Here is a 25,268-nt window from a genome sequence, read left to right on the forward strand (position 1 = left end):
CCCTTTTCCCTGGTGATGAGGGGGCTTTATGGAGGGCCCGGACGGAGTGGCGAGAAGGGGGAGAGGTCTGTGCCGGGGGATCGGCCGAGGGCGAGGTGGGCGGCGGCGGTGCCGGTGAGGGGGCCGGCGGTGAGGCCGTAGGCGCCGAGGCCGGTGGCCACCACGACGCCAGGTGTGAGCAGGCCGATCATCGGTCGTCCGTCGCCCGTCACCGGGCGGAAGCCGACGCGGGTCTCCAGGACCGTGGCGTCGGCGAGGCCGGGGGCCACCGCCAGTCCGGCGGAGAGCAGCCCGGCCAGCCCGCCGACCGTCACCCGTCCGTCGAACCCGGCGTCCTCGCGGGTCGCGCCGAAGACGATCCGCGAACCGGGGAAGCCCAGCAGATACGGACCGGACCGGGGGAGCACGATGGGCCAGCCGGAGGTGTCCACGCCGGGCAGGCGGGCGTGGACGATCTGGCCGCGCTGCGGGTACACCGCGAGCCGGTGCCCCAGCGGCTCGCACAGATCCGCCGTCCAGGCCCCGGCGGCGACGATCACCGCGTCCGCGCCGATCGGCTCGCCGTTGATGTCCAGCGCGACCCTCTCCAGGCCGCCGAGGCGCGCCGTACCGGTGCGGAGTACCGCGCCCCGCCGGGCCGCGGCGCGCAGCAGGGCGTCCCTGAGAGCGCGCCCGTCCACCCGGGCCGCCCCGCCGACGTGTACCGCGGCCAGCCCACCGGCCAGCGGCGGGAAGGCGGCACCCGGGTCGTCCACGGGGGAGATATCGCCTATTTCCGGGGCGCCCTGCCGCCTGCGGTGCAGCAGCGCCGTCACACCCTCCAGTTCGGTGGCGTCGTCCGCGGCCAGCAGCGCCCCGGTGGAGGCGTGCCCGCAGTCGTCCTCGCCGTCCTCGGCCAGCTCCGCCACCAGCTCCGGGTAGCCGCGGGCGCTCTCGCGCGCGAGGCGGTACCAGGCGTCGTCGCCCTCGTGGTCCACCCACGGGCAGACGATGCCCGCCCCGGCCGCCGTCGCCTGGCCGCCGCCCGCGGGCCGGTCGATCACGGTGACCGCGACGCCCATCCGGCACAGCCGGTAGGCCGCGGCGGATCCGACGATTCCGCTACCCACGATGGCGATGTGTGTGCGCATACCTCATGATCGCGCACAGCGGAATTCAATGGACGCCGATGGCGTGAGTGTGGTTGGCTGTTTCCACGCCCACGGAGCCAAGGGAAGGAGGCGAGTCGCGATGTTCACCATTCAGACCGCGCGCCTCCCCTTCACCCGGGCGATCATCTGACCGGGAGGCGCTTCGCCTTTCCGGAGGATTCACATGACCGACCTGGTCATCCGCCCGCTGCGCGCGGGCGAGGAAGATCGTTTCTTTGAGCTGGCCGATCCCGCGCTCGTCGGGATGGCGTGGACCGGCCGTGACTATCGGGAACTGCTGTCCCGGCACGAGTACCGGCCCGAATGGACCTGGGTGGCGCTGCGCGATGAGCGTGTCGTGGCCAGGGCCGCCTGGTGGGGCGGGCCGGACGACGCCGACCCGATCAACCTCGACTGGTACGACTTCGACGGCGACCGCGAGGCGGCCGTCGCGCTGCTGCGCGGCGCGCCGTTCACCGCGGAGTACTGCCTCGTCCTGCCGCCGGCCTGGCGCGACCATCAGGCGGTGGCGGCGGAGGCCGAGGCGCGGCTCGGCGCCGCGCGGGAGGCGGGCATGCGCCTGCTCGTCGAACGGATCCGCTTCCGCTGGACTCCCGCGGACGGCCTGCCGGTCCGGCCCGCCCGCCTCGAATACCGTCCCTGCGACGACGACGCCGTGCTCGACGCCATCAGACGCGTCCACGTGGGCACGCTGGACGCGCATGTTCGCGACCAGACGGCCCGCGAGGGCGCTGAGGCGGCGGCGAAGGAGGAACTGGAGATCCTCAAGTGGTTCCCCGGGCCCCGCGAATGGTGGCGGCTCGCGTACACCCCTGCGGGCGAACTCGCGGGGCTGACCGTGCCGAGCCGTAACTACGCGGTCCCGGTGATCGGCCTGATCGGGGTGGTGCCGGAGCTGCGCGGCCACGGCTACGGCTACGACCTGCTGGCCGAGGCCACCCACATGCTGGCCGAGGAGGGCGCCGAGGAGGTCATCGGTGAGACCGACTTCGGCAACACCCCGATGGCCGCGGCCTTCCACAAGGCGGGTTACCCGGTCGTACAGGAGCGCGTCTTCATGAAGTGGTGACACACTCCGGCCGGGCGCGGCACCCAAGGCGGTGCCGCGCCCGGCGCATCACCCGCCACGCTCAGCGGCCGGCCGCACGTGCCGGCGGTACGCGGCCCGCACGTGCCGCTGCGCGCGGCCTGAGCGTGGACGGCGCGCGGATGCTGCGCGCCGCCCGGCGCGGCCCTGCCCTGCCGATGTCGCACGGCTCGAAGCGGCGGCGGCCGAACTGTTCCCCGCGTACGCCGGATCCGAGCATCAGCCGCTCGGGCTCCGTACGGCGGGCCTCGCGCAGACCCTCCCGTCGCTCGCGGCCCTTCTCATGCTGCTGGAGGTGATCCTTCTTTGAAGCTTCTAGAAGACGCCCTGTGCGGGTTCCCAGACCGAGCAGTCGTGGGCGAACAGCACACGTCGCGGGTCGAAGTCGGCCAATCGCTCCAACCACTGCGCATAGTCGGGAAGCGGCTGTTCGACGCCCTGAAGTGCGGCCTGGCGGGCCAGTTGGTCCGACGCGAACCGGGATGCGAAGTCGTGTGCCTGACCGGCGAGGATCACGGTGCCGTCGCCCTGCCGGATGACCAGCGACTGATGTCCTTGGGTATGCCCAGGTGTCGGGATGATCCAGACGCCCGGCCAGACCTCGGCCTCACCGGCAAGCTCCTCGTAGGACGCCCCGGGGAAGTCGACAAGCTCGTCGATGGTGTAGTCGCCCCGGCGGGCGGTGGCCAGCTCGACTTCCTGGACCAGGATCGGCTTGCCGCCCAGCAGGGGATTCCCGCCGCAGTGGTCGAAGTGAAGGTGGCAGTTCACGACCAGGGAGATATCGCCGAGGGTGACTCCAGCCGTCCCCAGTGCCTGTCGCAACGCGCGGCGTCGGGGTCGGTAATGCGCCTCGGTCTCGGGGTCGGCGCTGCCGATGCCGGTGTCGAAGAGGATCAGTCCCCGGTCGTGTTGCACCAGATACGCGAGCACGGGTTCGACTCGCGGTTGCGGCCCACCTGTCTCTGAAGCCGGCCGGATGAAGTAGCCCAGGTCGAGTCGCCGAACCGCCGTGTTCTGCCCCATGTGGCCATCCTGACAAGGCCGCGACGCGCCCTCCAGCGGATCTGCCGCCAGCAGAAATCGCGACCACGACGTCAAATCGGCCGGTACCCGGGGCTCATGGGGTGGTGGGGGCGGAGGGAGGCTCCAGGCTGGTGAGGTAGGTGGCGGCCTCGGGGATCTGGGCTTCGGTAAAGACGCGGATGCCGTGGCCGGTGAGGAGGGCCGTCGTCACGCCCTGGCCGGGGATCTTCCGGCCGCGGAAGGTGCCGTCGTGGACGGCGAGCGCCCCGCAGGACGGGCTGCCCTCCTTCAGGATCGCGATACGCACGCCGTACCGCTCGGCCGTGGCCAGGGCCCGCTCCGCGCCGGCCAGGTAGGCGGCGGTGACGTCGGCCCCCTGCGGGGTCAGCACGCGGGCCGTCCCGGACAGTACGGCGGCGCCGCCCGCGCCGTCCTCGATCTCGGCGGGCGGGCGTGGCACCGGCAGCCCGCCGTCCACTTCCGGACACACCGGTACCAGCCGGCCCTGCGTCCGCCACTCGGCCAGCAGCGCGTCACCGCTGGTCTTCGCGCCGCCGTCGAAGCGGACCCGCCGTCCGAGCAGGCACGCGCTGACCAGAATCCGTTCCACCGACTCATCGTACGTGCGCGGCGGAAGGCGGTGCCGAGAGCCGGACCGGGCCCTTGCGGCGATACGCTGATGACCATGTCATCGGCTCTGTCCACCCCCACGCCGCTCGCCGGAGCGGCGGCGTGAACGGCCCGCTGACCGCCACGGTGATCATCGGGGCGGTGGTGCTGACCCTGGGGAGCCTGGTCGGCGCGATTCGCGACCGGGCGATGGGGATGATCCTGCTGATCGGGTTCGCCGTGCTCGAACTGGCCGTGCTGGTGCAGGCCGGCGTCATCATCGCGGCCGTCATCGGCGGCGCGGGCCCGCAGGACAAGGTGACGCTGTTCGGCTATGTGGCGGGCACGGCGGTGATCCCGCCGGTCGGGGTCGTGCTGGCGCTGGCCGAGCGCAGCCGCTGGGGCACGGCCATCCTGGTGGTGGCCGGGTTCGCGATCGCCGTGATGACCGCGCGGATGCTGCAGATCTGGCAGGGCGTGGCGTGAGCCCGCGCGGGGAGGCGGCGGCGATCGGCACCGGCCCGGGCCGGGCGCTGGTCGCGGTCTACGGGGTCTTCGCGCTGGCGGCGGGGGCGCGGGCGGCGGTACAGATCGCCACCAGGTTCGACCAGGCCCCGCTGGCCTACTCGCTGTCGGCCTTCGCCGCGGCGGTCTACATCCTGCTCACCGTGGCGCTCGCGGTGTCGGCCCGCCGTACCGCGCTGGTGGCGTGCCTGATCGAGCTGGCCGGCGTGCTGGTGGTGGGCACGCTGAGCCTGGCCGATCCGGCGGCGTTCCCGCGTGCCACGGTGTGGTCGGGGTTCGGGAGCGGTTACCTGTTCATCCCGCTGGTGTTGCCGCTGGTCGGGCTGTTCTGGATCCTGCGCGGACGGCGGCCCGCGCGCTAGCATGTGCCCAACATCACCAGCGGACAGGAACTAAGCTCGCATTCGCTCCTGTTAGCGTAGGAGTCATTGATTCATCCCATGATTCGATGATCCCCAATCACTCGCAGGAGGATGTGACGCCGCATGACCGTGCTCGCCCCCGAAGTCAGAGGACGTAGCGGACCGCTGGCATGGCTGCTGGTCGCCGGGATCGTGCTGGCCGCGCTGAACCTCCGCACCGCCGTCACCAGTGTCGGACCCCTGCTGGACCAGATCGCCACCGCTCTTGGGATGTCCGGTGTGACGACCGGCCTGCTCACCACACTACCCGTGCTCTGCTTCGCCACGGTCGGCGTCATCACCCCCGCCCTGGCCCGCCGCGTCGGTGAGCACCGGCTGCTGCTGCTCGCCCTGCTCGCGCTCGGCGTGGGCCTGCTCACCAGGGCCATGGTGGACTCGGCCGTGATCTTCCTGTTCAGCAGCGCGGTGGCGCTGTCCGGCGGGGCCGTGGGCAACGTGCTCATCCCGACCCTGATCAAGCGTCACTTCCCGCGCCGCACCGGCACGATGACGACCGTCTACACCACCGCCCTGGCCGTGGGCACCATGCTGGCCGCCGCCGCGACCGTGCCCATCGAGCAGGCCGCGAACGGCGACTGGCACGTGGCGCTCGGCGTGTGGGCCGCCCTCGCGGCCGTGTCCGCGCTGCCGTGGCTGATCCTGCTGCGCAGCGAGCCCGCGCGCGACACCGGCGCGGGCGTCCTCGGCCCCCGCGCGCTCGTCCGCAACCGCCTGGCCTGGGCGGTCGCCGCGTACTTCGGCACCCAGTCGATGGTGGCCTACATCATGTTCGGGTGGCTGCCGCAGATCCTCATCGACCTGGGCTACACGACCGGGCAGGCGGGGTTCATGCTCGCCGCCTTCACCGCCCTCGGCATCCCGGTCGCCATCGTCGTCCCGGCCGTCACCGCGCGCTTTTCCAGCCAGCGCCCGCTGGTCATCGGACTGGCCGTGCTGTATCTGGTGGGCTTTTCCGGACTGTGGCTCGCGCCGTCCGGCACCGCGTGGATCTGGGTGATCGCGGTGGGCCTGGGCATGGGGTCGTTCCCGCTCGCGCTTACCATGCTCGCGCTGCGCACCCGCAGCGCCGAGGCCACCGCGGCGCTGTCGGCCTTCGGCCAGAGCGCCGGCTACCTGATCGCCGGAGCGGGGCCACTGATCGTCGGCGTCATGTACGCGGCCACCGGCGGCTGGACCCTCCCGTTCCTGCTCCTGATCGGCGTCGTCGCGGTACAGGTCGCCACCGGCTGGTACGCCGGAGCCGACCGTTATCTGGAAGACGAGCACGACCGCGTACGGCAGCATGGAGACCATGAACATCGCCGGATCGACGAGAGTGACCTATCCCTCGGGGGCGCTCGCCGGTAGCTCGCCGATCGTCGCGACCCTCCGCCGCAACGGCGAGCACGGCGTCGTGGTGACCGAGACGCCGTTCCACCCGCTCGACCACACCTGGCCCGACCAGCCCGCCGACACGGGCACCATCAACGGTGTCCCGGTGACCGACTGCGTCACCGGGGCGGTGGAGCACGGTGCGGCGACCCTCTACCTGGGCCACGAGATCCCCGTCCGGCGCGGCGACCCCGGCTGGCACTGGCTGGTCGTACACCTGACCGGCGAGCCGGTCGGCGACGTGGGCGAGACCGCCGCGCTCGCCGTCGAGCCGGACACCCGGCGGGCGCTGTCCGCCGGGCACACCGCCTGCCACCTGACCGCGCTCGCTCTCAACGCCGTGCTCGCCGACCGCTGGCGCAAACCCGCGCCCGCCGACGGCCTGGGCAGCCCCGACTTCGACCAGGCGGCGATCAGTTCCTCCCGGATCCTGCCCGGCGGCAGCCTGGACACCTACCGGCTGGGCAAGTCGCTGCGCAAGAAGGGGTTTCCCACCGAGGGGCTGGCCGACGACCTGCCCGGCATCGCCAAGCAGGTGGGCGAGCGGCTCACCGAGTGGATCGCCGCGGACGCCCCGGTGCGGATCGACGCGCCCGGCCCCGACCTCGCGGCCCGCCGTACCTGGCGCTGCGCACTCCCCGAGGGCGAGGCCGCGATCCCCTGCGGCGGCACCCACCTGACCGGCACCGGCCTGCTCAAGGCCGTCGATGTGACGCTCGACCTGTCCGCCGACGGCGCCGAGCTGACCATGCGCACGACCGTGAGCGGCTGACTCGGGCGAGCGGCCCAGGCGGGTGACTCAGCCCGCGAACGGCGTGCCGGGCAGGCCGATCCCCGCCGAGGGCACCACCAGCAGCGCCCCGGACAGCGGCTCGGCCGCGAGCGTGGCCTCCGGCAGGCCCTCGGTGGCGCTGGTGATATAGAGGTCGGCGAGGCCGGGGCCGCCGAAGGCGCACGCGGTGGGCCTGCTGACCGGGACCTCGACCTCCCGGTCCAGGTCGCCGCCCGGCGTGTACCGGCGGACGGCGGCGCCGTCCCAGAGCGCCACCCAGACGCACCCGTCGGCGTCCACCGTGATGCCGTCGGGCAGCCCCCGGTCGATCTCGGCGAGGGTTCGGCGGCGGCGCGGCAGGCCGCCTTCGGGGTCGGTGTCGAAGACGTCGATGCGGCCGGTGTCGGTGTCCACGTAGTACATCAGCGCGCCGTCGGGGCTCCAGGCGATGCCGTTGCTGGTGCCCACCCGGTCGAGGAAGGTCACGACCCCCCCGTCCGGGGTCACCCGGTACAGCGAGCCGCCGCCCCCGCCGTAGCTGAGCGTGCCCGCCCACAGGTTGCCCTGCGGGTCCACGCCCGCGTCGTTGCCGCGCCTGCCCTCGATCGGCCACTCGGCCAGCCAGCGAAAGCCGCCGCCGGGCGCGAGCAGCCCGGCGCCGTCACGCAGGTTGACCACCAGGCCGCCGCCCGCGCGCGGCTTGGCCGCGCCGACGTGCTGGGGCACCTCGCGTACCGAGTCCGTGCCGCTCGCCGGGATGTACTCATGCACCTCGCAGGCCGGGATGTCCACCCAGATGAGCCGGTCGTGGTACCAAGTGGGCCCCTCGCCGAGCGCGGCACGGACGGGCAGGGCGACGTCGATCTTCATCTCGACAGGGTAGTCCGCCGGGAGATTCCCCCGGCGGACCGCCCCACCGTGCCGAAACTCAGCTCCGGCGCAGCCCCAGGTACTGAAGCTCGGCGAAGATCCCCACGAGCACCGCCTGTGCCACCCAGAAGGCGATGCCCAGCGGGGTGGGGTCGATCCAGCCGGTGAACAGCAGCGCGACGCTGTCCACCGTCCACAGCGCGTTGATCGCGATCAGCGTCCACACGGCCGCGCGCGGCGGGGTGGGCCGGGTCGCCAGGAAGGCGATGAACGCGGTGATCGGCAACAGCCCGACGCCGATCCAGCGCAGCATCGGCTCCGGCAGGCCGGTCGGCCCGGCGAGCGGCCCGGCGGCCACCGCGAGCAGGACCGCGAAGCCTCCGGTGAGCACGGCGTCGGCCCGCAGGACGCGGCGCAGCAGGGGAGCGCGGGTACCGGGAGCGGTGATGGCGGCCATCGGATGTCTCCTGTCATGAGATGGATGCGATGCCCTCAGCACACCGCGTCAGGCGCTGCCACCTGCAGACATTCCACTGCCATTCACTGCCGATCGGCGCTGCGGAGATCGTCCGCCACGAGTTTGGCCGCCGCGTTCTGCCAGTTGTAGCACGTACGTTCGGGAACCTCCCGGACGAACCAGTCGAACGCCTGCCGGTCCAGCGCGTCCAGCCCGTGCCGTCCGGCGCCGCGCCGGTAGGGGCGCAGCCCGCGTACGTACGGGAAGTACAGCACGTTGTAGAAACGCCACTCCTCGCTGGTGCCGAACTCCCCGTCGCGCGGCTTGAGCCGCCGGATGCTCTCCAGCAGCAGGTGCTTCAGCTCGGCGGCCCGCTCCAGCGGGATGTCACCGGACACCCGCTCGTCGATCAGCGGCAGGCCCGCCAGCGGGCTGCTGGCCAGCTTGCCGAGGTCGCCGTAGTTGGCCAGGGCCCTGCGGGTGAGCCGGACGAACTCCGCGTCGTCCAGCGGCGGCGGGCCCTCCTCGCGGCGCGGCAGCGCATCGGCGGAGTCGCGAAGCTGGGCGCGTTCGCGGCGGATGGCGGGGTCGCCGGGGAAGGCGATCCGATCCAGCGCGCGGTGCAGCGGACCGGCCATCGTCTGCGCGGTCACCGCCACCGCGAGCACGCCGTACAGCAGTACGGCCAGCGCCGGGGTGGCCCCGCCCAGCGCGACCGCGATGGCGACCTGCCCGCCGGTGGCGGCGGCCACGACGATCGCGCCCAGCGCCGAACGCGCCATGTCCCGCCAGAGCGCCTCGCCCGCCCGGAACGCGCCGGCCATCGCGATCGCCACGCCCAGCAGGGCCATGTCCAGGTCGATCGCGATCGCGGCGAGCAGGCCGGGCGGGCCGGAGAGGGAGGTCAGCAACAGCGCGGTGCCGAGGCCGAAGAACAGCGTGGCCACCGCCGCCAGCCAGCCGACCCGCTCCGGCCCCGCGCGCACCAGCAGTACCAGCGCCCCGGCCAGCGGCACCAGCAGCAGCGCGCCGAGCACCGCCCGGGCCGTGCCGCCCGCGACCGCGGCCCAGCCGATCGCGGCCAGCGTGACCGGGACCAGCCCGCGCGACCAGATCCGGTCCAGCCGCCCGGTGCCCGGGACGAGCGTGAGCACCGCGCCGGTCCACAGCAGCGCGGGCAGGAAGGTCAGCGCCGTCTCCAGCGCGTCCAGCGGCGCGGGGGAGGGCAGCAGCAGCGCGCGGACCTGCCCGGTGGCCAGGGCGGCGGCGTAGGCGAGCAGGCCGAGCCCGGCCCGGCGCGCGCCGCGCTCGCCGGGCTCCCCGCCGAGCACGTACAGGCCCAGCCACCAGGTGAGCGCGAACACGGCGGCGATCAGCAGCAGCGGCATGCTAACGCGGGGGGTGGTCGCGCGGGCCGAGCACGCAGAACTCGTTGCCCTCCGGGTCGGCCAGCACGTGCCAGGGCGCGCCGCCCTGGCCCACGTCGGCCCGGCGCGCGCCGAGGCCGATCAGCCACTCGGCCGCGTGGTCGTGGTCGCCGCCCGGGGGCGGCGCGACGTCGAGGTGCAGCCGGTTCTTCACCGCCTCTGGCTCGCCCGCAGGCACGAACTCCAGCCACGGCCCCACCCCGGTGGGGGCGCGCAGCGCGGGAAACGGCGCCGACGTGCGGGCCGGCCGCCACCCGGTGGCCTCCGCCCAGAACGACGCCAGCCGCTCGGGGCCGGCGGCGCCGATCACGACGGCCGCGACCGCCCCGCAGTTCTGGTAGATCGGCCGCGGCTCCAGCACGCAGAACTCGTTGCCCTCCGGGTCGGCCAGCACCTCCCAGGGCACGTCGCCCTGGCCGATGTCCAGCGGCCGGCCGCCCAGCTCGCGCGCCGCGGCCACCCGCTCGGCCTGGGCCCGCGCGGTGGCACTGGCCAGGTCGAGATGGATGCGGTTTCGCCCGGTCTTCGGCTCTCGCACCGGCACGAAACAGACGTCGAGGTCCCAGCCGTCGCCCGCGGGGGCCCGCACGACGACCACGCCGGGGCCGGTGAGCGCGATCCGCCAGCCGAGCAGGCCCGCCCAGAACGCGGCGAGCCGCCGCGGGTCGGCGGCGTCGATGACGAGGTTGACCAGCCTGGTTGACACGCTCATCACGTTAGCCCGCGCAGCGCGTCGCCGATCGCGAACTGCGTCGCGGAGATCTCGGGTTCGCCGTCCTCGATGTCCCACAGCGCGTTCTGGAGCACCCGGCCGAGCGTCCAGCCCGCGGCGCGTTGCCTGGGCAGTCCTACCACCTCGGTCATCAGGTCGAACCTGCGCCGCACGGCCCTGGCCACGTCGCCGGTGGCGACGATCTCCTCCCACCGGTTGTCCAGCGCGGGCATCAGGTCGAAACACGGGTCGCCGGCCAGCGGCTTGGGGTCGATGGCCAGCCACGGCTCACGCTCCCCGGCCAGGACGTTCTCGTAGTGCAGGTCCCAGTGCAGCATGCGGTCACCGGGTTCGGGCAGCAGGTCACCGACCACGCCCGCGCAGTGTTGCAGCAGGTCGCGGTCGTCGGGGTCGGACAGGCGGGTCAGCGCTCCTGGCACGTCCGCGAGCATGCGCCCGGCGATGTCGGCCAGCGTGCGCAGCCCGGCGGGGGCGGGCGTCGCGGTCAGCCGGGCGAGCAGCCCGGACAGGATGGTCAGGGCCTCGGTCTCGTCGGGCACGTCGGCCAGCGACCGCCCGGCGTCGAGGCGTTCCAGCAGCATCGTGCCGGTCGCCGGGTCGTGGTCCAGCAGGTGTACGGCGCCGCGCCCGTTCCACAGGCGCAGCCCGACCGGCTCGGTCTCGGTCTCCTCGTCCAGCGGCTGGAGCTTCAGGGCGGCGGGCGTGCCGTCGCCCCGCCGTACCGGGATGACCAGGCCCACCCAGCCGTGCCGGGACGGGCCGTCGGGGGTGAGGTCCCAGCGCCGTAGGTACTCCTCGCCGAGCCGGGGCAGGTCCGCGACCCACGCGCGGCCCTCGTCGCCGAAGAGTTTTTCGTGCATGGCGGCCAGGGCGTCGGGAACGACGATCAAACGGGGTTCACTCCTTCGTGTCGCGCGCGGGCCCGACGGCCGCGGCGGCGCAGCGCACCGCTATTGCGCGCAGGTGTTCACGCAGTTCAGGGGGGTCTTGTACGTCGAAGTCGACGTCGAGCATGACCAGGAACCCGGCGAGCAGGGCCAGTGACTCGCTGCCGATCTCCAGTTCGCAGGTCTGATCGTCGATCGGCCGCAGCCGGCCGTCGGCGGGGGAGATCCAGTCGGCCAGCCGCGCGGCCGGGGCGTGCATGACGAGCCGCGCGCGGTAGGGCCACATGTCGGCCGACAGCCGCCGGGAGACGTATGCGGCGACGTCGCCCTCCGGCGGGTCGCGCGGCTCGAACCGGGGCCCGCTCGGCACCCGCGGCCTGATCCGGTCCACCCGGAAGGTGCGCCAGTCGTCCCGCTCGACGTCCCAGGCCACCAGGTACCAGCGGCGTCCCCAGCTCACCATGCGGTGCGGCTCGGTCACCCGCACGCTCGCCGCGCCCTCGTGGTCGAGGTAGTCGAACCGCAGCCGCTCATGATCGCGGCAGGCCGCGGCGATCGTGCTGAGCACCGCGGAATCGACGGTCGGGCCCGCGCCGGGCATCGGCACGGTGGCCGAGTGGACCGCGTTGATCCGGTGCCGCAGCCGGGACGGCAGCACCTGTTCCAGCTTGGCCAGGGCGCGCAGGGAGTTCTCTTCGATGCCGGAGACCGTGCCGCCCGCGGCAGTGCGCAGCCCGACGGCCACCGCCACCGCCTCGTCGTCGTCCAGCAGCAGCGGCGGCAGCGCCGCCCCCGCGCCGAGCCGGTAGCCGCCCGCGATCCCCATCGTGGTGTGCACCGGGTAGCCCAGCTCACGCAGCCGATCGACGTCGCGGCGGATCGTCCGCGTGCTCACGCCGAGCCGTTCGGCCAGCTCGGCGCCCGGCCACTCGCGCCTGGCCTGCAACAGCGAGAGCAGCCGGAGCAACCGCGCGGACGTTTCCAACATGAGGCTCAATATAGGGGCGAGGTGGGACAGGAACCGTCAGTGCGTCCGCGGGTCCGCCCGGTCGGCGAGCACGGTCACGGCCTTGATGACCTGCGGCCCGTCCAGCAGTACGGCGTCGTTGTGCCCGGCCCCGGCGACCTCGACCAGGGCGACCAGGCCGGGGGTGGCGGCGGCGACCCGCCGGCTCAGCTCGGCGGGGACGATCGTGTCGCGCGTGCCGTACAGGACGACCGTGGGGGCGCGTACGGCGGGGAGCGTCGCCGCGACCGGGAAACGGTCCTTCAGCAGCGACTCCACCGGCAGGAACGGGTAGGCGATCCGGCCCGCCGCGGCCAGGTCGGTGAACGGCGAGCGCAGCACCAGCCCGGCGGGCGGGTGCGCGGCGGCCAGCCGGGTCACCACGGCGGCCCCCAGGCTCTCACCGAAGTAGATCAGCCGCTCGCCCGACCCGGCCAGGTGCCGCCTGGCCGCCTGTACGTCGAGCGCGAGCCCTTCCTCGGTCGGCGTGCCCGGGTTGCCGCCGTAGCCCCGGTAGTCCATCAGCAGCACCGACATGCCGCGCGCCGTGAGCGCCCGGGCCAGCGGGGCGCGGTAGGCGCGGTTGCCGCCGTTCCCGCCCGCGACGAGCACCGCCACCCCGCGGGGCTCGCCGGTGGGCGGGAACGACCACGCGCCGAGCTTCAGGCCGTCGGCGGTGGTCAGCGTGACGTCACGCCCGCCCGGCAGCACCGTGGCCGCCCGGGGGACGGGGGAGGGGTCCGGCAGATAGATCAGCCTTCGCTGGAACACCCAGGCCAGGCCGACGACGAGCACGGCGACCGCGAGGATCGCCGCCGCCGCCATCAGGCCGCCCCGTACCGGCCACATCATCACCATGCCGACGATACGGGGCGAACCTGGGTCCTCCGCTAATGCGGGTTGCTCGCCGTTATGTCGCGGGGCTGGATGAAGAACCCCTGCCAGTGCGTCGGCATCGGGTCGTGGTCCTCGTCCCTGGCGACATGGTGGTAGTCGACGCTCACCCACACGACCGGATCGGTGATCGTCTGGCCGTTGACGAACCGATCGACCGACTCGTCGCACGGCGGTTCGGCGTTCTCCGCGGTCAGTCGCTCGCACGCGTTGTACTGGGTGACGTAGACGTCGGAGTGGCTGTACGGCTCGGTGTCCGGGCCGCGGTACTGGCTGCTGTCGGAGTTGGTGATCTCCCAGGACGCCGCGTGACCGTCGGAGTTCTTCACCGTCTTGTCGACGACCCGCCACCACCGGGTGCGATTGTTCGTCACCCCGGCCTCCTTGGTGAGCGCCTTCCGCTGCATCTCCAGGCCGGCCGTGCCGGAGCCGGCGAAGTCGTACTGTTCGACCACGTCGTCCGCGGGACCCTGGACGTCGAAGTCGAGCCGCCAGAAGATGTTGTGCTGGTGGCTTTCCTCGAAGTCGCTCGCCCCGACGCCGATCGGCCAGCCGTGCTTCGGGCTGACCACGACGCCGTCGCTGCCGCGCAGCGAGCCGGTCGCGCCGACCCTGGGGTTGATCGAGCCGTCGTCGGCGAACCGCCACTCGACCAGGTAGGTGTACCAGCCCAGCTCGAAGGCGGAGAACAGCACCAGCGCCTTGCCCTGCGCCGACCTGCGCAGTGAATCTTCGCCGAGGGAGGGGTTCAGGTAGGCGATGCCGCGCGGCTGGTCGGGCAGCACGCACAGCACGGGGACCTCGTCCTGCTCACGCCGCTCGCCCTCCGGGCAGTCCTGGTCTTGCAGCGGCACCGCGGAGAACCCGAGCCCGCCCGCCATGTCATGGAAACGCGGCTCGCCGCTGTCGTAGGGGACGTGGATCTGTGCGAGGTGCGCGCTGGTCAGCACGCTCACCGGCGCGTGGCCGTTCGGGGTGTAGACGGCGTCGGTGAGGGTCAGGCCCTCGGTCTCGCGCATCTCCCAGCAGAGCTGCCAGCGCGCGCCGTTGGCGAACGTGCGCTCCACGAGGTACGGCTCGGCGCACGACGGGGGCTCGGCGACCGCGAGCGCGGGCACCGCCGCCGGCGGAAGGGCGATCAGCAGGCACGCGGCGATCACGGCCGCTCGGAACGACCGCATGGTCACCACTCCATCGTGTAGATCTCGCGGGCCGACAGGTCGATCACGATCCGGCTGGTGTCCAGCCACTTGCCCTTCGGCAGCCGGACGAACAGCCGCAGGCAGCGGTGCTCGGCGCAGGCGGCGACCGCGCGGGCGTTGGACACGCCGTGGACGTGGTCCGGCTTGAAGATCACGCCCCGCAGGTGGAGGTCGTCCGGTGAGCGCAGCGGGCGGCCCGCCCGCTTCTCGAACTGCTCGCGCACTCCCTTGCCCAGCCCGGCGTCGGCGAGCAGCAGCCCGGCCGCCGCGCGCTCCTCGTCGTCGGAAGGCGGCGGCTGCACGCCGGTGGCGGTCTCGGTCGAGACGATCCGGCCGCTGCCCAGGTCGATCGTCCGCAGGGTGAGCCGGTCGGAGTCGTAGTCGTAGCTGAACGCCTCGGCCCGCCGGCCGGTCACCGCCTTGTCGTCGTCGCGCTGGACGTAGAGGAGCTCGGTCCGGCCGCCGCGGCGGCGGGCGTCGGCGTCGCCGGCGATCTCGATGGCGCGCCGGCGTTCGCCGGCGCTGAGCGGGTCGTTCTGGCCGGGCGCGAGCCTGGCCGCCGCCCGCCCGGCCGCGGGGCGGTCGGCCGCCACGGCCGGGCCTGCGCCGGTCGTCCGACCCCCGCCCCACACCAGCCCCGCGGTGGCGGTGGCCGCGCAGGCGATGACCGCGAGCGCGGCGAATGCCGCCTTTTTACGATTTAACATTTGATTATCACCCCGTTCGGTACGGGTGAATCCCGATGGCGCCGATCATCTGCCATCACGGGGCGAAGAACAAGACCTTTTTTGTTTCTCCCGGCCTTCTGGGTCCGATGGAATTCCGTATTAGTGACATTCCATGGAAAAAGCTCGATTACTCGTGCACACCAGGTGAACGGCGGGATTCCCAGCGCAATGCCATGGTGTAGAGGCGGGCGAAGATCCCCATGAGCAGGGGCAGCGCCGGAGCGCCCAGGCGGGTGTACCACGCGCCCGGCCGGGCGAACGCGGTGACGGTGAACCACACCAGGCCGTCTTCGTCCCGTTCGAGCAGGAAGGACTCCTCGCCGATCTCGGGGTGGCCGGGCAGCGTGCCGTACCCGAAACCGGCCCGGCCCTCCTCCTCCACCGTCCACACCACCCGGCACGGCACGCGCACCGGGCCCAGCAGGCAGATCACCGTGACGCCGGGCGCGGCCCGCGGGCCGGTCACCATCGGGTGCAGCAGCAGCCTGCGGTGTACCCGCCAGCCGAGCAGGGCGTCGGCGGCGGCCCGCAGGGTGATGCCGGGACCGAGGCAGGCCCGGTGGCGGATGTGGTGGTAGCCGTCGGGCAGTCGTCCCTCGCGGGTCGCGCCGACTTCGGGGTAGGTGAACTCCTGCATCGGACCTCTCATGGCTGTCGTGGACGCAGCCGTACCCAGGCGGCGAGGCCGCACAGCGCGAAGCCGGCGGCGTTCGCCACGCCGTGGGTGGCGATCATCCAGGGGATGGTGGGATGCGGCAGCCCGGTCGCCTCGCCCAGGGCCCAGGCCAGGGCGAGGATCATGGACACCGCCAGCGCGGTCGCCGAGACGCGGAACAGCGCGCGCGTCAGCCGGTCGGCCTCCCGGGACCGTACCAGCGTGAGCCAGGCGACCGCCCACATGCCCGCGGTCAGGACCACCGCCCCGGCCAGTTCGGCCAGGTCGCCGACGAAGTAGCCGCCGAGGACCAGGAGGGTGCCCGCGGGCACGGTCAGCGCCGCCGCCCGCCCGGTCGCCGACTCGGCGAACGAACGGCACAGCAGCCCGGCCACCAGCGCGGCGGCGAACCCCGCGTAGTGGAAGTGGGCGGTGGTGAGGGCCAGGATGCCGAGGTCGAAGCCCCACAGGGGATGTCCGGCCCGCTCGGCCAGCAGGGCGACCCCCGCGATGGCCGGGGTGATCAGCGCCGTCGCGAAGGCCAGCTCGCTCGCCGTACGGCGGGCCCACAGGCGCGCGGGGATCTGGGCGGCCAGGACGAGCGCCGCGCACAGGTAGATCCCCGCGAGCGTCGCCGCCACCGCGCCCCTGGGCAGCCAGAGCGACACCGCCCCCGGGACCGCGCCCACCCACCACAGGCCGGCCGCCAGGCGGGAGAACCCGGCCAGTCGCAGGCCCACCGGAACCACGACCAGCATCCCGGCCACCACGATCACGTCGACCACAGCGCGCATGACCCGCCTCCTGCCCATCGTTGAACAGGTTCAAAACGATAGCAGGCGGCGTTGATCCGATCGCATCCGGGATGCCGGAAAAAGGGCACGAAAAAGGCGCGACCGAGTCATTCGATTCGGTCGCGCCTTATCGCCGGGGCGTGTTCGTCCTACACCCCTGAGGTCACTTCTTGGCCGGGTCCGAGACCTGGCCCATGAACAGCGGGGCCCCGGTCTTCTTGTGCACGATCGCGAAGGCGAACGGGTGGTCGGCGCGGACCGTGGTCTCCGCCTCCGGCGCCGCCGACACCGGGAAGGCCAGCCCGGTGACCGCGGCGGCCTCCGTGCCGTGCTCGTCCACGGTGATGTTGGCCCGGTGGACCGCCTGCTTGAGGGTCAGCCCGTCGGAGATGCCGGAGAAGTCGCCACCGGCGCCCAGCCCGAGCGCGGACATCGGCGGCATCAGGTCCAGGTCGGTGCCGAAGTCCCAGCGGGGCAGGAAGACGCCGACCCTGGTGTCGGCCAGGTTCGAGCCGACCTGCTGCAGCGTCTCGGCCTTGAGCAGGTCGCCGGGGGCGCCGCCCGCGTCCGGCACGAGCACCCACATGGCCAGGTCGCTCTTGGCGTAGGGAAGCTCCACCGCCTGCCAGCCCGAGCCCTTGGCGTAGCGGAAGTTGCCGGACTGCTTCATCAGCTCGACGGTCTTGCGCGAACCGTCGGCCAGCGTGAACGGCGCCTTCTGCGCGGGCTCGGCGGTGAACGGCTTCTCCCAGTCGGCCTTGAGGTAGACGGCGTTCGCCAGGACCAGCTTGGTGGCGGGGTCGAGGCTGTCGAACAGCTTGTTGATCCGCCCGGCGGTCTGCTCGGTGACCCACTTGTCGATGGTCTTGGTGGCCTCGCCGGCGAAGTCCACCGCGTGCAGGCCCGCGTCGTACTGCGACTTGGCGGTCTTCAGGAAGCCCGGCTTGACGGGCAGCCCGTGCTGGGCGAACAGCCCGTTGGCGATGCCCACGATCGGGTCGGCGGGCTCGCCGTCCTGGGCGGCATCGCGCTCGCCGCGGTCCGGCTTGGGCGGCACGCCGTCCACGGTGATGATGTCCGCGGTCAGCGAGTTGAACGCGGTGTGCGGGCCCTGGCCGGGGAAGCCGAACACCTGGTCGATCCGGGCGCCCGTCTCGCCGGCAGCACCCGCTCTGGCCAGCCCGTAGGCGTAGGCGATACTCAGCGGCGAGATCACGGTGTTCTCGCCGGGCTTGGCGACCTTGGCATGCAGGGAGTGGCCGAAGGCCGTCATGCCCTGCACCACCTGCGGGACCGGGGCGTCCGCGGGCGCCACCTCCCGGCTGACCCCTTCGGCTGTCAGCACGCCGGACTCACCCACCTTCACGACGGGGCCCTCCTCACCGGTCGGCGCGGCCGGGCCGACCGAGTCTGCGGGCCCGGACGGGCTGGACGTGGCCGGACCCGCGGAAGTCGGTTTCTGCGCTGCGCCGCAGCCGGCGACGGCGGCGGCGAGCGCGACGGCAGTGATCGTAGTCGTAATAAAGGGACGCACACGACCTATGACGTATCCCAGACGCGGGTGGTTCAAGCCACGTCACACGAGTACGGCCGAGATCCCCGCGCCGACCAGCGCCACCCCCCAGGCCAGATCCAGGTTGAACCACGCCTTGCGCAGCACCGCGACGCCCAGCCGGTCGTAGACCAGCAGCGCGAGCCCGGTGGTGACCGCCAGCATGGCCAGCGTGTGCGCCGCGGCCGAGGCGAGCGCCTGGCCGGTCAGCGCGAGCACGGCGGTGTCCTGACCGCGCAGGGTGACCGGCAGCAGCATGAGCCCGGCCCCGTGCGCGCCGGCCATCAGGAACGACCATCCGGCGAGCTGCCACCGGGTCACCCGCATGCCGACCCAGCGGGGATGGCGCCGCCGCAGCAGCCGCCACAGGCCGAAGCAGCAGACCAGGCCGGCCACGCCGTACGACACGAACTTCGGCGGCGCGGCCGTCCTGGCCGCGGCGACCAGGGTGAGCGTGAGCAGCACCAGGCCGGCGTGGCCGAGCACGATCGGCGGCAGCGCGCGCAGCACCGCCGCCCGGGAACGTTCCTGCAGGCCGAGCGCGACGGCGAAGAGCCAGCCCATGGCCGGGTTCAGGCCGTGGAAGGCGCCGAGCCCGGCCGTGATCAACCAGCTCGTGAGGTCCATCGGGTGCGACGGCCGGTTTACGGGAAGCAGTAGGAGTCGGAGGAGGCGTCGCCGCCCTGTAGCCGCACCTGGTGGGCGCGGCGGCCGTCGCCGGCGAAGTCGGCCAGGAAGCCGGCGTCCAGGGACAGCGAGCCGTCCCCGGCGAGGTCGGCCTTGGCCAGCCAGCTCGTGACGCCGTCGGGGTAGAAGACGTCGTCCCAGGTGCGGTAGAGCGAGTTGGTGAAGTAGACCCGGTGCCCGTCGCGGCTGGTCTCGACCATCTGCGGCCCGCCGTTGCGCGCGGTGCCGGGCGAGCCCGGGTGCGCGGTACGCCCGACGATGCCGCCGATCCGCACCGAGCCGGTCTGACGCGGGTTGAACGGGTCGGAGACGTCGTAGGCCAGCAGTTCGCCGGTGCCCCACGCGGAGACCAGCAGGATGCGGTCGTCGAGGGTCAGCGAGATGTCGGTGACCAGCGGCGGGACCGCACCGAACCCCTTCAGCGGCTCGGGCAGCAGCGCGGGGTCGGCGGGCTCGGCGGGGATCGTGATGACCTTCTTGGCCTTCCACTCGCCGTCGTCCAGATACCAGGTGAAGATGTTCGCGGAAAGGTCCTCGACGCTGATGACGGTGTTGACGAAGCCGTAGGTCTTGGTCGGGTCGTGCGCGGGGCGCAGCTCCAGCGCCATCTGGTACTGGTCGCCGAGGTCGATCTCTTGGAGGTGGACGCGCTTGCGCAGGTCCCAGGCGTGCAGCCGGTGGCCGTACTTGCGGTTCACCAGCAGGTCGAGGTCGGGGCCCGCCTCGATCATGTTCGGGGTGCCCCACTCGCTGGTGATCATCGTGTCGTGACCCAGGTGCCACCAGAAGTCGTAGTGCAGCCGCTGCGGCCCGCGCTCAACCTCCCAGCGGCCCAGCGGCTCGAAGGTGTCGTGGTCGAGCATGAAGACGCCGCCGGGCGCGTCGCCCGCGGCGTCGCCGAGCGCGCTCACGTAGATCGCGTCGGTGCCGCAGTGCACGGTGTGCGGGCGGCTGTAGCCGGTCCGCTCCACCAGGGTCGCCGGCTCGATCGTCTTGACCAGCGTCGGGCGCAGCGGATCGGGCTTGGTGTCGAAGACGTACACCCGGGAGGACCGGAGCCCGGGGACGATCAGGTACCGCCGCTCGACGTGCGGATGCGGCGCGTACGGGCACAGGGCCGCGCTGCAGACGTTCCACCCGAAGTGGTGCAGCTCGTCGCCCGCCACCGGCATGTCGGTCACGTTGGCGACCGAGCCGTAGCCGGGCGAGGACGGATCGAGGTCGACGGTGGCGAGCGCGTCCGGCCGCCCCTCGCCCTGCGCGTCGAGCAGGGCGACGTAGGCGTGCCGTTCCCGCGGCCCGCGCATCGCCTCGCGAGCCGATGGATAGAAGGTGGGATCGGGCTGGACGAGCATGTAACCCCCTTCGTGTGCGGCCTATATCCCACCAATCTTGTCGGGATAGCGGCACTTGTCCAGAGTCCTGGCCGATACGGTCACCAGGCGAACACGGTTCGCTTCCACCGGTACCCCCGCCGCGCGACGATTACGACCACACGCCCGATGTCCTATACACTTAACGACGTGCCGCCTCGCAGCGACGTCCGAGGGCGGGCACACCAAGGGGCTATGGCGCAGTTGGTAGCGCGCCTCCATGGCATGGAGGAGGTCTGGGGTTCGAATCCCCATAGCTCCACAGGGCACCGCCTCACAAGCCCCGGCCGTCACGACATGGCCGGGGTTTTCTGGTGTCACTATGGTTTCCATGCTGGAAATGGCCGGGCTTGGCGAAGTGGCGGAGCGGGCGTACCGGCTGCTGGTGCGGGCGGCCGAGGCCGGAGCGGGCGAGCTGGCCGGTGAGCTGGGGGTCGGCCGCGACGCGGTGGACCAGGCGCTCGCCGCGATGCTGGACATGGGGCTGGTGCGGGAGGTCGGCGGCACGGCGGGGCGCCGGTACACACCGGTGGCCCCCGACGTCTCACTCGGGCCGTGGCTCGCGCGCCAGCAGGAGGCGATCGACCGGGCGCGGCTGATGGTCGACCAGCTCGCCGAGGAATACCGGGGCAACATGCTGCGCAGGGACGCGGACCGGATGATCGACGTGGTGGTCGGCAGGGCCGCGATCCGCGAGCGCATGCGCCACCTCCAGGACAACGCGCGCGACGAGGTCGTGAGCTTCTGCCGGGCCGGTCACGTGGTCATGTCCTCGGAGGAGAACACCGAGGAGATGGACGCCCTGGGGCGCGGCGTCCGCTACCGGGTGATCTACGAGCGGGAGCTGCTCGAAGAGCCCGGCATGGTGCCCAACGTCGCCTACGGCATCGAACGCGGCGAGCAGGCCCGCTCGGCACCCTACCTGCCGGTCCGGATGGCGATCGTGGATCGAGGCGTGGCCGTGCTGCCGCTGGTGCAGCACGCGTCCGGGATGACCGAGCCGACCGCCGCCGTGGTGCGCGGCGGCACGCTGCTGGAGGCGCTGATCGCGCTGTTCGAGGGGCAGTGGGAACGGGCCACGCCGATCAGGATCGCCGGCGACGAGCTGGCGCCGGAGTCCGTGCCCTCGTGCCCGCTCGACGCCGACGAGCTGTACCTGCTCTCGCTGCTGGTCGCCGGCGTCGCCGACAAGTCGATCGCCAGCCAGCTCGGCCTGAGCCAGCGGACCGTGCAGCGGCGGATCAACCACCTGATGGGGCTCGCGGGCGCGCAGACCAGGATGCAGCTTGCCTGGCATGCGGCCCGCGAGCACTGGCTCTGACCTTTCCGGCTCAGGGGCTACGGGTCACTTGACCCCGTAGGCCCGCTTGATCGTCTGCTCGAACTTCGCGCCGTCCGGTCCGGTGGCGGTGACCCGCAGCGACACCCCCGTGCCGGTGGGCTGGTGCGCCACCAGCGCGACGTGCCTGCCGTGGCCGCCGGGGATCAGCGGCAGCCGCCGCCAGCTCTTGCCGTCGTCGTAGGACAGCTCGGCGGTCAGCCGGTTCGCGCCGCGCGCGGTGAACCCGATCCGGACCGGCCACCAGCGGGGGACCTCGCCGTTGAGATCGGCGGGCACCTCGTAGTCGACGCCGGGCAGCGGCAGCGGCCGGGTGCCCTCGGCCCTGGCGGACCTGAACGTCCAGGCGGTCTCGGTGGCGGTGGCCCAGCGCCACTCCTCCGAGTTCCGCGTGGTGGACAGCTCCATGCGGTACTCCGCCGCCTCCGGCGTCGCCGGGAACCGGCCCCAAAGGTCCGCCCGCTCCTCCACGAGCTCGCCGTTCCGGAGGAACCTGGCCGCGGTGGTGTCCTCGTCGCCGCTGCCCCCGGCGTAGCCGAAGTGACCGTCGGTGTCCACGAACTCCGGCACGTAGACCGACAGCTCGTCACCGGTGCGGGTCGGGGCCAGGTCCTTCACGTCCGCCGGTATCGCCGGCCGTACCACCGGCCCGAACCACGTCTCCGCGACCTTCTCCCCGTGCCGGTAGGACCGCGGGGCCGCGGTGAGCCCGCCGCGCAGCCGGCTCATCGACTCCCAGGTGTACATGTGCTGGACCACGTGCTGCCACTGCGTGTCGCCCGAGCTGACGTACTCGGCGCGGCGCAGCCCGGTCTTGACGTCCCGCTGGGTCTCCATCTGCCCGCCGAGGTCGTAGACCTGCCAGGGCCGCCAGCCGAACCGCTGCTCCTTGCCCCACCCGAAGCCGCCGGACTCCTGGTAGTTCGTCTCCACCCGCGCGGTGTTGCGGTCGTTCACCACATGGACGATCCGGTCGGGGATGCGGCCCGGCGACACCTGCATGATGTCGTACAGATACGGCGAGACGAAGTCGGCCTGGAGGTCGAGCACGCCTCCCCTGCGGGCCTGGGCGACCAGAGCCTGCCCGGGGGTGTGCTTGGCCAGCAGCACCGGCAGCGGGTCGCGGTACCCCTTGGGGTGCCAGCCCTGCCACATCGGCTCGTCCTTCGGCCCGGCCACGACCACGGCCGCGGCCCCTGCCTTGGCGAACTCCTCCAGCCTGGCCTCCCAGTCACCGAACTCGGTGCTGGTCAGCACGACCGCCTTGCCGCGTACGTCGATCGTGCCGACCCCGGTGCCGCCCGCTGGGCCGCCGTCCACCAGTTGCCACCGCCTGCGGCCGGAGAACTCCGGCGAACCGCCGCCGGGCCGGAAGACCAGCGTCTCCCGGGAGCCGCTGAGCCTGCCGGTCAGCTTGGGCGCGGCGAGCTGCCAGCGGGAGGAGAACTCGAAGGTGCCGTTGGCCACCGGCTTGGTGGGCATCACGGCCAGCCCCTCGGTCGAGGGAAAGTGCATCCCGCCCCACGAGATCGTGCGCTTGTCGAAGGTGCGGTGCGCGAAGTACGTGGTGATGCCGTCCCCGACCACGGGCCGCGGGGTCTTGATCTGGATCGGCACGGCCTTGCGCGCGTCGAAGACCAGCTCGGTGTCGCCGGTCACCTCGAACTCGGGGATCATCAGGAAGTCGTACACCGGCGACTCGGCGGGGTTGTCGCCCATGAAGGCCAGGGCGAAGTAGGTGCCCTGCGGCACCTGCCTGGTCTTGCCCTCGTCCTCGTTGAGGATGTAGTCCAGCACGTCGAAGTTGGGGTCCTTGCCGTGCAGGGCGATCACCGGGACGCGGGCCGGCCTGCCGTCCGGCCCGATGCCCTTGAAGTGCACCGAGGCCATCGGCGGCATCTTGACCAGGGACAGCGTGGTGTGCGCGGCCTCCGCGCCGTCCGCCGTGGTGGCGGTGAGGTGCCCGGTGTGCCTGCCGTCCTTCAGCTTCGCGTAGTCGATCGAGACCTTGACCTCGGCGCTCGCTCCGGCCGCGACCGTCACCTCGGAGCCGCTGATCGTCACCGCGTCCTGCGGCGGGGCGTCGCCGTCCAGGTTGTCCAGGGTGGCGGCGAGCTTCAGGGTGACGGGGGCCTGGCCGGTGTTGGTGTAGGCGACGGTCTCCTCCGCGGGAGTCGTCTCGTCACTCTGGCGCACCCCGAGGTGCACGACACCGGTCGCGGTCACGCTCTGGGCCGCGGCTCGCGCCACGTCCAGACGGCCGCTGCCCTGCTCGTAGGCGGTCTGGCCGTCGATGGTCTTGGTGGTGGACATCAGGCCGTTCTTGAGCTGCCCGCCGGTCCATTCGGGGTGGCGCTGGGCGAGGATCGCCGCCGCGCCCGCGACGTGCGGAGTGGCCATCGAGGTCCCCGACGCCCGCGTGTAAAGCTCGTCGATGGGCGTGCCCATCGTGGTGCCCTCCGCGCGGGCCGCCGCGATGTCCACGCCGGGGGCGCTCATGTCCGGCTTGGGGGCGTAGTCCAGTCGCGGGCCGCGGCTGGAGAACTCGGCGAGCGCGTCGTTGCGGTCCACCGCGCCGACGGTGAGCGCCGAGGTGGCCGCTCCCGGTGAGCCGACCGAGTAGTCAGTGCCCTCGTTGCCCGCCGCGATCACGAACAGCGTGCCGGTCTCGGCGGTGAGCGTGTCGACGGCGACGCTGAGCGGGTCGGTGCCGTCGGTGGCGCTGCCGCCCAGGCTCATGTTGATCACATCGGCTCTGGCCTCGCGGGCCGCCCACTCCATCCCGGCGAGCACTTCCGATTCGCTGCCCTGGCCGCTGTCGTTGAGCACCTTGCCGTTGACCAGCTCGGCCCCGGGGGCGACGCCCTTGCGCGCGGGGGTACCCGTACCCTGCCCGGCGATGGTCGACGCGACGTGGGTGCCGTGCCCCAGCCGGTCGGTGGCCGACTGCGCGGTGGTGAAGTTCCGCTCGTCGGTGACCTTGCCGCGCAGGTCGGGGTGGTCGCGGTCGATGCCGCTGTCCAGCACGGCGACCTTGACGCCCTTGCCGTCGAACCCGGACTTCCACGCCTCGGGCGCGCCGACCTGCGGCACGCTGTGCTCCAGGGAAGCGCGGACCTTGCCGTCCAGCCAGACCTTGGCCAGCCCGTCGCGCAGTTTCGGCTCGGCGGCGGACCGCACGCCGGGGGCGGTGTCCCACAGCACCGGCAGCGCGTTCTTCTTGGGTCGTACGGCACGGGCGTTGACGCTGCTCAGCGGTACGCCCTCACCGGTGTTCGCCGCCTTGACCCCCTCGCCGTAGGAGAGGATCAGCGGCAGCTCCTGCGTGCTCGCGTCGTCATACCCCTGCTCGATCAGGTCCCCGACCGCGAACAGCCGCTTGTCGATCAGGTTCTTGGCCAGGTACGGCACCATGTCGGACGGAGTGATGGCGAACTTTCCGTCCACCTCGCTGGTGTAGAACCTGACGCCCTCCCGGCCCTTGCCCGGCCGCACGGTCGCCGTCCGCTTGCCGGCGGCGGCCTCCTGGACCGTCACCACGTCACCGGTGATCAACGTCACCCGATGTTCGGCCCGTGGTGATGGCGGAGACTCCTCGGCGGCGGCCGGTGACGCGGGAACGACGAGGGCTCCTGATCCCAGCGCGAGGGCCGCTCCTACGGCCGACGAGCGCTTCAGTGGCATGCTGATCTCCAATCCAG

The 25,268-nt window shown here is 72.6% G+C and carries 24 protein-coding genes and 1 tRNA gene; 7 read left to right on the plus strand and 18 right to left on the minus strand.

Going from position 1 to position 25,268, the window contains the following annotated elements; translation table 11 throughout:
- Positions 1-26: 26 nt before the first annotated feature.
- Positions 27-1,130, minus strand: coding sequence for an NAD(P)/FAD-dependent oxidoreductase (locus ACH34R_RS07230; protein ID WP_397560504.1), 1,104 nt, complete (start codon positions 1,128-1,130; stop codon positions 27-29).
- Positions 1,131-1,314: 184 nt separating this feature from the next.
- On the opposite strand from ACH34R_RS07230, the gene ACH34R_RS07235 reads away from it, so the two are divergent.
- Positions 1,315-2,220 (plus strand): GNAT family N-acetyltransferase, encoded by a 906-nt coding sequence (locus ACH34R_RS07235; RefSeq protein ID WP_397560505.1) that lies wholly within the window; start codon positions 1,315-1,317, stop codon positions 2,218-2,220.
- Positions 2,221-2,553: 333 nt separating this feature from the next.
- On the opposite strand, the gene ACH34R_RS07240 is transcribed toward ACH34R_RS07235, so the two are convergent.
- Both ACH34R_RS07240 and ACH34R_RS07245 read right to left on the minus strand, forming a co-directional pair.
- Positions 2,554-3,264 carry an N-acyl homoserine lactonase family protein gene (locus tag ACH34R_RS07240; protein WP_397560506.1) on the minus strand — a complete coding sequence of 237 codons (711 nt, stop codon included), beginning with the start codon at positions 3,262-3,264 and terminating at the stop codon, positions 2,554-2,556.
- Positions 3,265-3,358: 94 nt separating this feature from the next.
- Complete coding sequence (locus ACH34R_RS07245; protein WP_397560507.1) at positions 3,359-3,874, minus strand: DUF523 domain-containing protein; 516 nt, start codon at positions 3,872-3,874, stop codon at positions 3,359-3,361.
- A 122-nt stretch (positions 3,875-3,996) separates the two neighbouring features.
- On the opposite strand from ACH34R_RS07245, the gene ACH34R_RS07250 reads away from it, so the two are divergent.
- The 4 genes from ACH34R_RS07250 (at position 3,997) to ACH34R_RS07265 (ending at position 6,963) form a co-directional block, all read left to right on the plus strand.
- The gene (locus ACH34R_RS07250; RefSeq protein ID WP_397560508.1) at positions 3,997-4,359 is read left to right on the plus strand and encodes a hypothetical protein; all 363 of its coding nucleotides are present in this window, start codon (positions 3,997-3,999) and stop codon (positions 4,357-4,359) included.
- Positions 4,356-4,760 carry a hypothetical protein gene (locus ACH34R_RS07255; protein ID WP_111165840.1) on the plus strand — a complete coding sequence of 135 codons (405 nt, stop codon included), beginning with the start codon at positions 4,356-4,358 and terminating at the stop codon, positions 4,758-4,760. The genes ACH34R_RS07250 and ACH34R_RS07255 overlap by 4 nt, the downstream gene beginning before the upstream one ends.
- Positions 4,761-4,883: 123 nt before the next feature.
- The gene (locus ACH34R_RS07260; protein WP_397560509.1) at positions 4,884-6,167 is read left to right on the plus strand and encodes a CynX/NimT family MFS transporter; all 1,284 of its coding nucleotides are present in this window, start codon (positions 4,884-4,886) and stop codon (positions 6,165-6,167) included.
- Positions 6,112-6,963 carry a metal-dependent hydrolase gene (locus ACH34R_RS07265; protein ID WP_397560510.1) on the plus strand — a complete coding sequence of 284 codons (852 nt, stop codon included), beginning with the start codon at positions 6,112-6,114 and terminating at the stop codon, positions 6,961-6,963. Before ACH34R_RS07260 ends, ACH34R_RS07265 begins: the two co-directional genes overlap by 56 nt.
- A 27-nt stretch (positions 6,964-6,990) precedes the next feature.
- Here the strand turns inward: ACH34R_RS07265 and ACH34R_RS07270 are convergent, their stop codons facing one another.
- The 14 genes from ACH34R_RS07270 to ACH34R_RS07335 form a co-directional block, all read right to left on the minus strand.
- The gene (locus ACH34R_RS07270) at positions 6,991-7,833 is read right to left on the minus strand and encodes an SMP-30/gluconolactonase/LRE family protein (RefSeq protein WP_397560511.1); all 843 of its coding nucleotides are present in this window, start codon (positions 7,831-7,833) and stop codon (positions 6,991-6,993) included.
- 58 nt (positions 7,834-7,891) lie between these two features.
- Positions 7,892-8,290: a hypothetical protein gene (locus ACH34R_RS07275; RefSeq protein ID WP_397560512.1), complete on the minus strand. Its 399-nt coding sequence runs from the start codon at positions 8,288-8,290 to the stop codon at positions 7,892-7,894.
- An 83-nt stretch (positions 8,291-8,373) separates the two neighbouring features.
- Complete coding sequence (locus ACH34R_RS07280) at positions 8,374-9,678, minus strand: hypothetical protein (protein WP_397560513.1); 1,305 nt, start codon at positions 9,676-9,678, stop codon at positions 8,374-8,376.
- Between the two features lies 1 nt (position 9,679).
- Entirely contained in the window at positions 9,680-10,423 is a 744-nt protein-coding gene (locus tag ACH34R_RS07285) for a VOC family protein (protein ID WP_397560514.1), read from the minus strand.
- A gap of 5 nt (positions 10,424-10,428) precedes the next feature.
- Complete coding sequence (locus ACH34R_RS07290) at positions 10,429-11,310, minus strand: aminoglycoside phosphotransferase family protein (RefSeq protein WP_397561017.1); 882 nt, start codon at positions 11,308-11,310, stop codon at positions 10,429-10,431.
- Between the two features lie 37 nt (positions 11,311-11,347).
- On the minus strand, positions 11,348-12,325 hold the full coding sequence (locus ACH34R_RS07295; RefSeq protein ID WP_397560515.1) for a helix-turn-helix transcriptional regulator: 978 nt from the start codon (positions 12,323-12,325) through the stop codon (positions 11,348-11,350).
- 36 nt (positions 12,326-12,361) lie between these two features.
- On the minus strand, positions 12,362-13,195 hold the full coding sequence (locus ACH34R_RS07300; protein WP_397561019.1) for an alpha/beta hydrolase: 834 nt from the start codon (positions 13,193-13,195) through the stop codon (positions 12,362-12,364).
- 38 nt (positions 13,196-13,233) lie between these two features.
- Positions 13,234-14,418, minus strand: coding sequence for a copper amine oxidase (locus ACH34R_RS07305; RefSeq protein WP_397560516.1), 1,185 nt, complete (start codon positions 14,416-14,418; stop codon positions 13,234-13,236).
- Between the two features lie 2 nt (positions 14,419-14,420).
- On the minus strand, positions 14,421-15,146 hold the full coding sequence (locus tag ACH34R_RS07310) for a hypothetical protein (protein ID WP_397560517.1): 726 nt from the start codon (positions 15,144-15,146) through the stop codon (positions 14,421-14,423).
- A gap of 148 nt (positions 15,147-15,294) precedes the next feature.
- Complete coding sequence (locus tag ACH34R_RS07315; RefSeq protein WP_397560518.1) at positions 15,295-15,804, minus strand: DUF1990 family protein; 510 nt, start codon at positions 15,802-15,804, stop codon at positions 15,295-15,297.
- Positions 15,805-15,812: 8 nt separating this feature from the next.
- Positions 15,813-16,616: a YndJ family protein gene (locus ACH34R_RS07320; protein WP_397560519.1), complete on the minus strand. Its 804-nt coding sequence runs from the start codon at positions 16,614-16,616 to the stop codon at positions 15,813-15,815.
- Positions 16,617-16,779: 163 nt separating this feature from the next.
- Positions 16,780-17,982, minus strand: a complete 1,203-nt coding sequence (locus tag ACH34R_RS07325) for a serpin family protein (RefSeq protein ID WP_397560520.1) — start codon at positions 17,980-17,982, stop codon at positions 16,780-16,782.
- Positions 17,983-18,192: 210 nt separating this feature from the next.
- Positions 18,193-18,795, minus strand: coding sequence for a hypothetical protein (locus ACH34R_RS07330; RefSeq protein WP_397560521.1), 603 nt, complete (start codon positions 18,793-18,795; stop codon positions 18,193-18,195).
- 17 nt (positions 18,796-18,812) lie between these two features.
- A complete protein-coding gene (locus ACH34R_RS07335) occupies positions 18,813-20,210 on the minus strand; it encodes a selenium-binding protein SBP56-related protein (protein WP_397560522.1) in 1,398 nt (465 codons plus the stop codon).
- Positions 20,211-20,417: 207 nt separating this feature from the next.
- Between ACH34R_RS07335 and ACH34R_RS07340 the strand changes: the two genes are divergently transcribed.
- A tRNA-Ala gene (locus tag ACH34R_RS07340) sits at positions 20,418-20,490 on the plus strand.
- A gap of 69 nt (positions 20,491-20,559) precedes the next feature.
- Entirely contained in the window at positions 20,560-21,549 is a 990-nt protein-coding gene (locus tag ACH34R_RS07345; RefSeq protein WP_397560523.1) for a helix-turn-helix domain-containing protein, read from the plus strand.
- Between the two features lie 24 nt (positions 21,550-21,573).
- Here ACH34R_RS07345 and ACH34R_RS07350 read toward each other — a convergent pair whose 3' ends face one another.
- Positions 21,574-25,251 (minus strand): S8 family peptidase, encoded by a 3,678-nt coding sequence (locus ACH34R_RS07350; RefSeq protein ID WP_397560524.1) that lies wholly within the window; start codon positions 25,249-25,251, stop codon positions 21,574-21,576.
- Positions 25,252-25,268: the final 17 nt, after the last annotated feature.

The sequence above is a fragment of the Spongiactinospora sp. 9N601 genome, assembly GCF_044326295.1.
GTDB lineage: Bacteria > Actinomycetota > Actinomycetes > Streptosporangiales > Streptosporangiaceae > Spongiactinospora > Spongiactinospora gelatinilytica.

Excerpts from the sequence above, each read along its gene's own strand:
- ACH34R_RS07290 (WP_397561017.1), bottom strand. The coding sequence starts at position 11,310 with ATGCACGAAAAACTCTTCGGCGACGAGGGCCGCGCGTGGGTCGCGGAC.
- ACH34R_RS07330 (WP_397560521.1), bottom strand. The coding sequence starts at position 18,795 with ATGGACCTCACGAGCTGGTTGATCACGGCCGGGCTCGGCGCCTTCCAC.
- ACH34R_RS07260 (WP_397560509.1), top strand. The coding sequence starts at position 4,884 with ATGACCGTGCTCGCCCCCGAAGTCAGAGGACGTAGCGGACCGCTGGCA.
- ACH34R_RS07345 (WP_397560523.1), top strand. The coding sequence starts at position 20,560 with ATGCTGGAAATGGCCGGGCTTGGCGAAGTGGCGGAGCGGGCGTACCGG.
- ACH34R_RS07270 (WP_397560511.1), bottom strand. The coding sequence starts at position 7,833 with ATGAAGATCGACGTCGCCCTGCCCGTCCGTGCCGCGCTCGGCGAGGGG.
- ACH34R_RS07235 (WP_397560505.1), top strand. The coding sequence starts at position 1,315 with ATGACCGACCTGGTCATCCGCCCGCTGCGCGCGGGCGAGGAAGATCGT.
- ACH34R_RS07350 (WP_397560524.1), bottom strand. The coding sequence starts at position 25,251 with ATGCCACTGAAGCGCTCGTCGGCCGTAGGAGCGGCCCTCGCGCTGGGA.
- ACH34R_RS07280 (WP_397560513.1), bottom strand. The coding sequence starts at position 9,678 with ATGCCGCTGCTGCTGATCGCCGCCGTGTTCGCGCTCACCTGGTGGCTG.
- ACH34R_RS07240 (WP_397560506.1), bottom strand. The coding sequence starts at position 3,264 with ATGGGGCAGAACACGGCGGTTCGGCGACTCGACCTGGGCTACTTCATC.
- ACH34R_RS07305 (WP_397560516.1), bottom strand. The coding sequence starts at position 14,418 with ATGCGGTCGTTCCGAGCGGCCGTGATCGCCGCGTGCCTGCTGATCGCC.
- ACH34R_RS07265 (WP_397560510.1), top strand. The coding sequence starts at position 6,112 with ATGAACATCGCCGGATCGACGAGAGTGACCTATCCCTCGGGGGCGCTC.
- ACH34R_RS07335 (WP_397560522.1), bottom strand. The coding sequence starts at position 20,210 with ATGCTCGTCCAGCCCGATCCCACCTTCTATCCATCGGCTCGCGAGGCG.
- ACH34R_RS07320 (WP_397560519.1), bottom strand. The coding sequence starts at position 16,616 with ATGCGCGCTGTGGTCGACGTGATCGTGGTGGCCGGGATGCTGGTCGTG.
- ACH34R_RS07230 (WP_397560504.1), bottom strand. The coding sequence starts at position 1,130 with ATGCGCACACACATCGCCATCGTGGGTAGCGGAATCGTCGGATCCGCC.
- ACH34R_RS07315 (WP_397560518.1), bottom strand. The coding sequence starts at position 15,804 with ATGCAGGAGTTCACCTACCCCGAAGTCGGCGCGACCCGCGAGGGACGA.
- ACH34R_RS07275 (WP_397560512.1), bottom strand. The coding sequence starts at position 8,290 with ATGGCCGCCATCACCGCTCCCGGTACCCGCGCTCCCCTGCTGCGCCGC.
- ACH34R_RS07295 (WP_397560515.1), bottom strand. The coding sequence starts at position 12,325 with ATGTTGGAAACGTCCGCGCGGTTGCTCCGGCTGCTCTCGCTGTTGCAG.
- ACH34R_RS07300 (WP_397561019.1), bottom strand. The coding sequence starts at position 13,195 with ATGATGTGGCCGGTACGGGGCGGCCTGATGGCGGCGGCGGCGATCCTC.
- ACH34R_RS07310 (WP_397560517.1), bottom strand. The coding sequence starts at position 15,146 with ATGTTAAATCGTAAAAAGGCGGCATTCGCCGCGCTCGCGGTCATCGCC.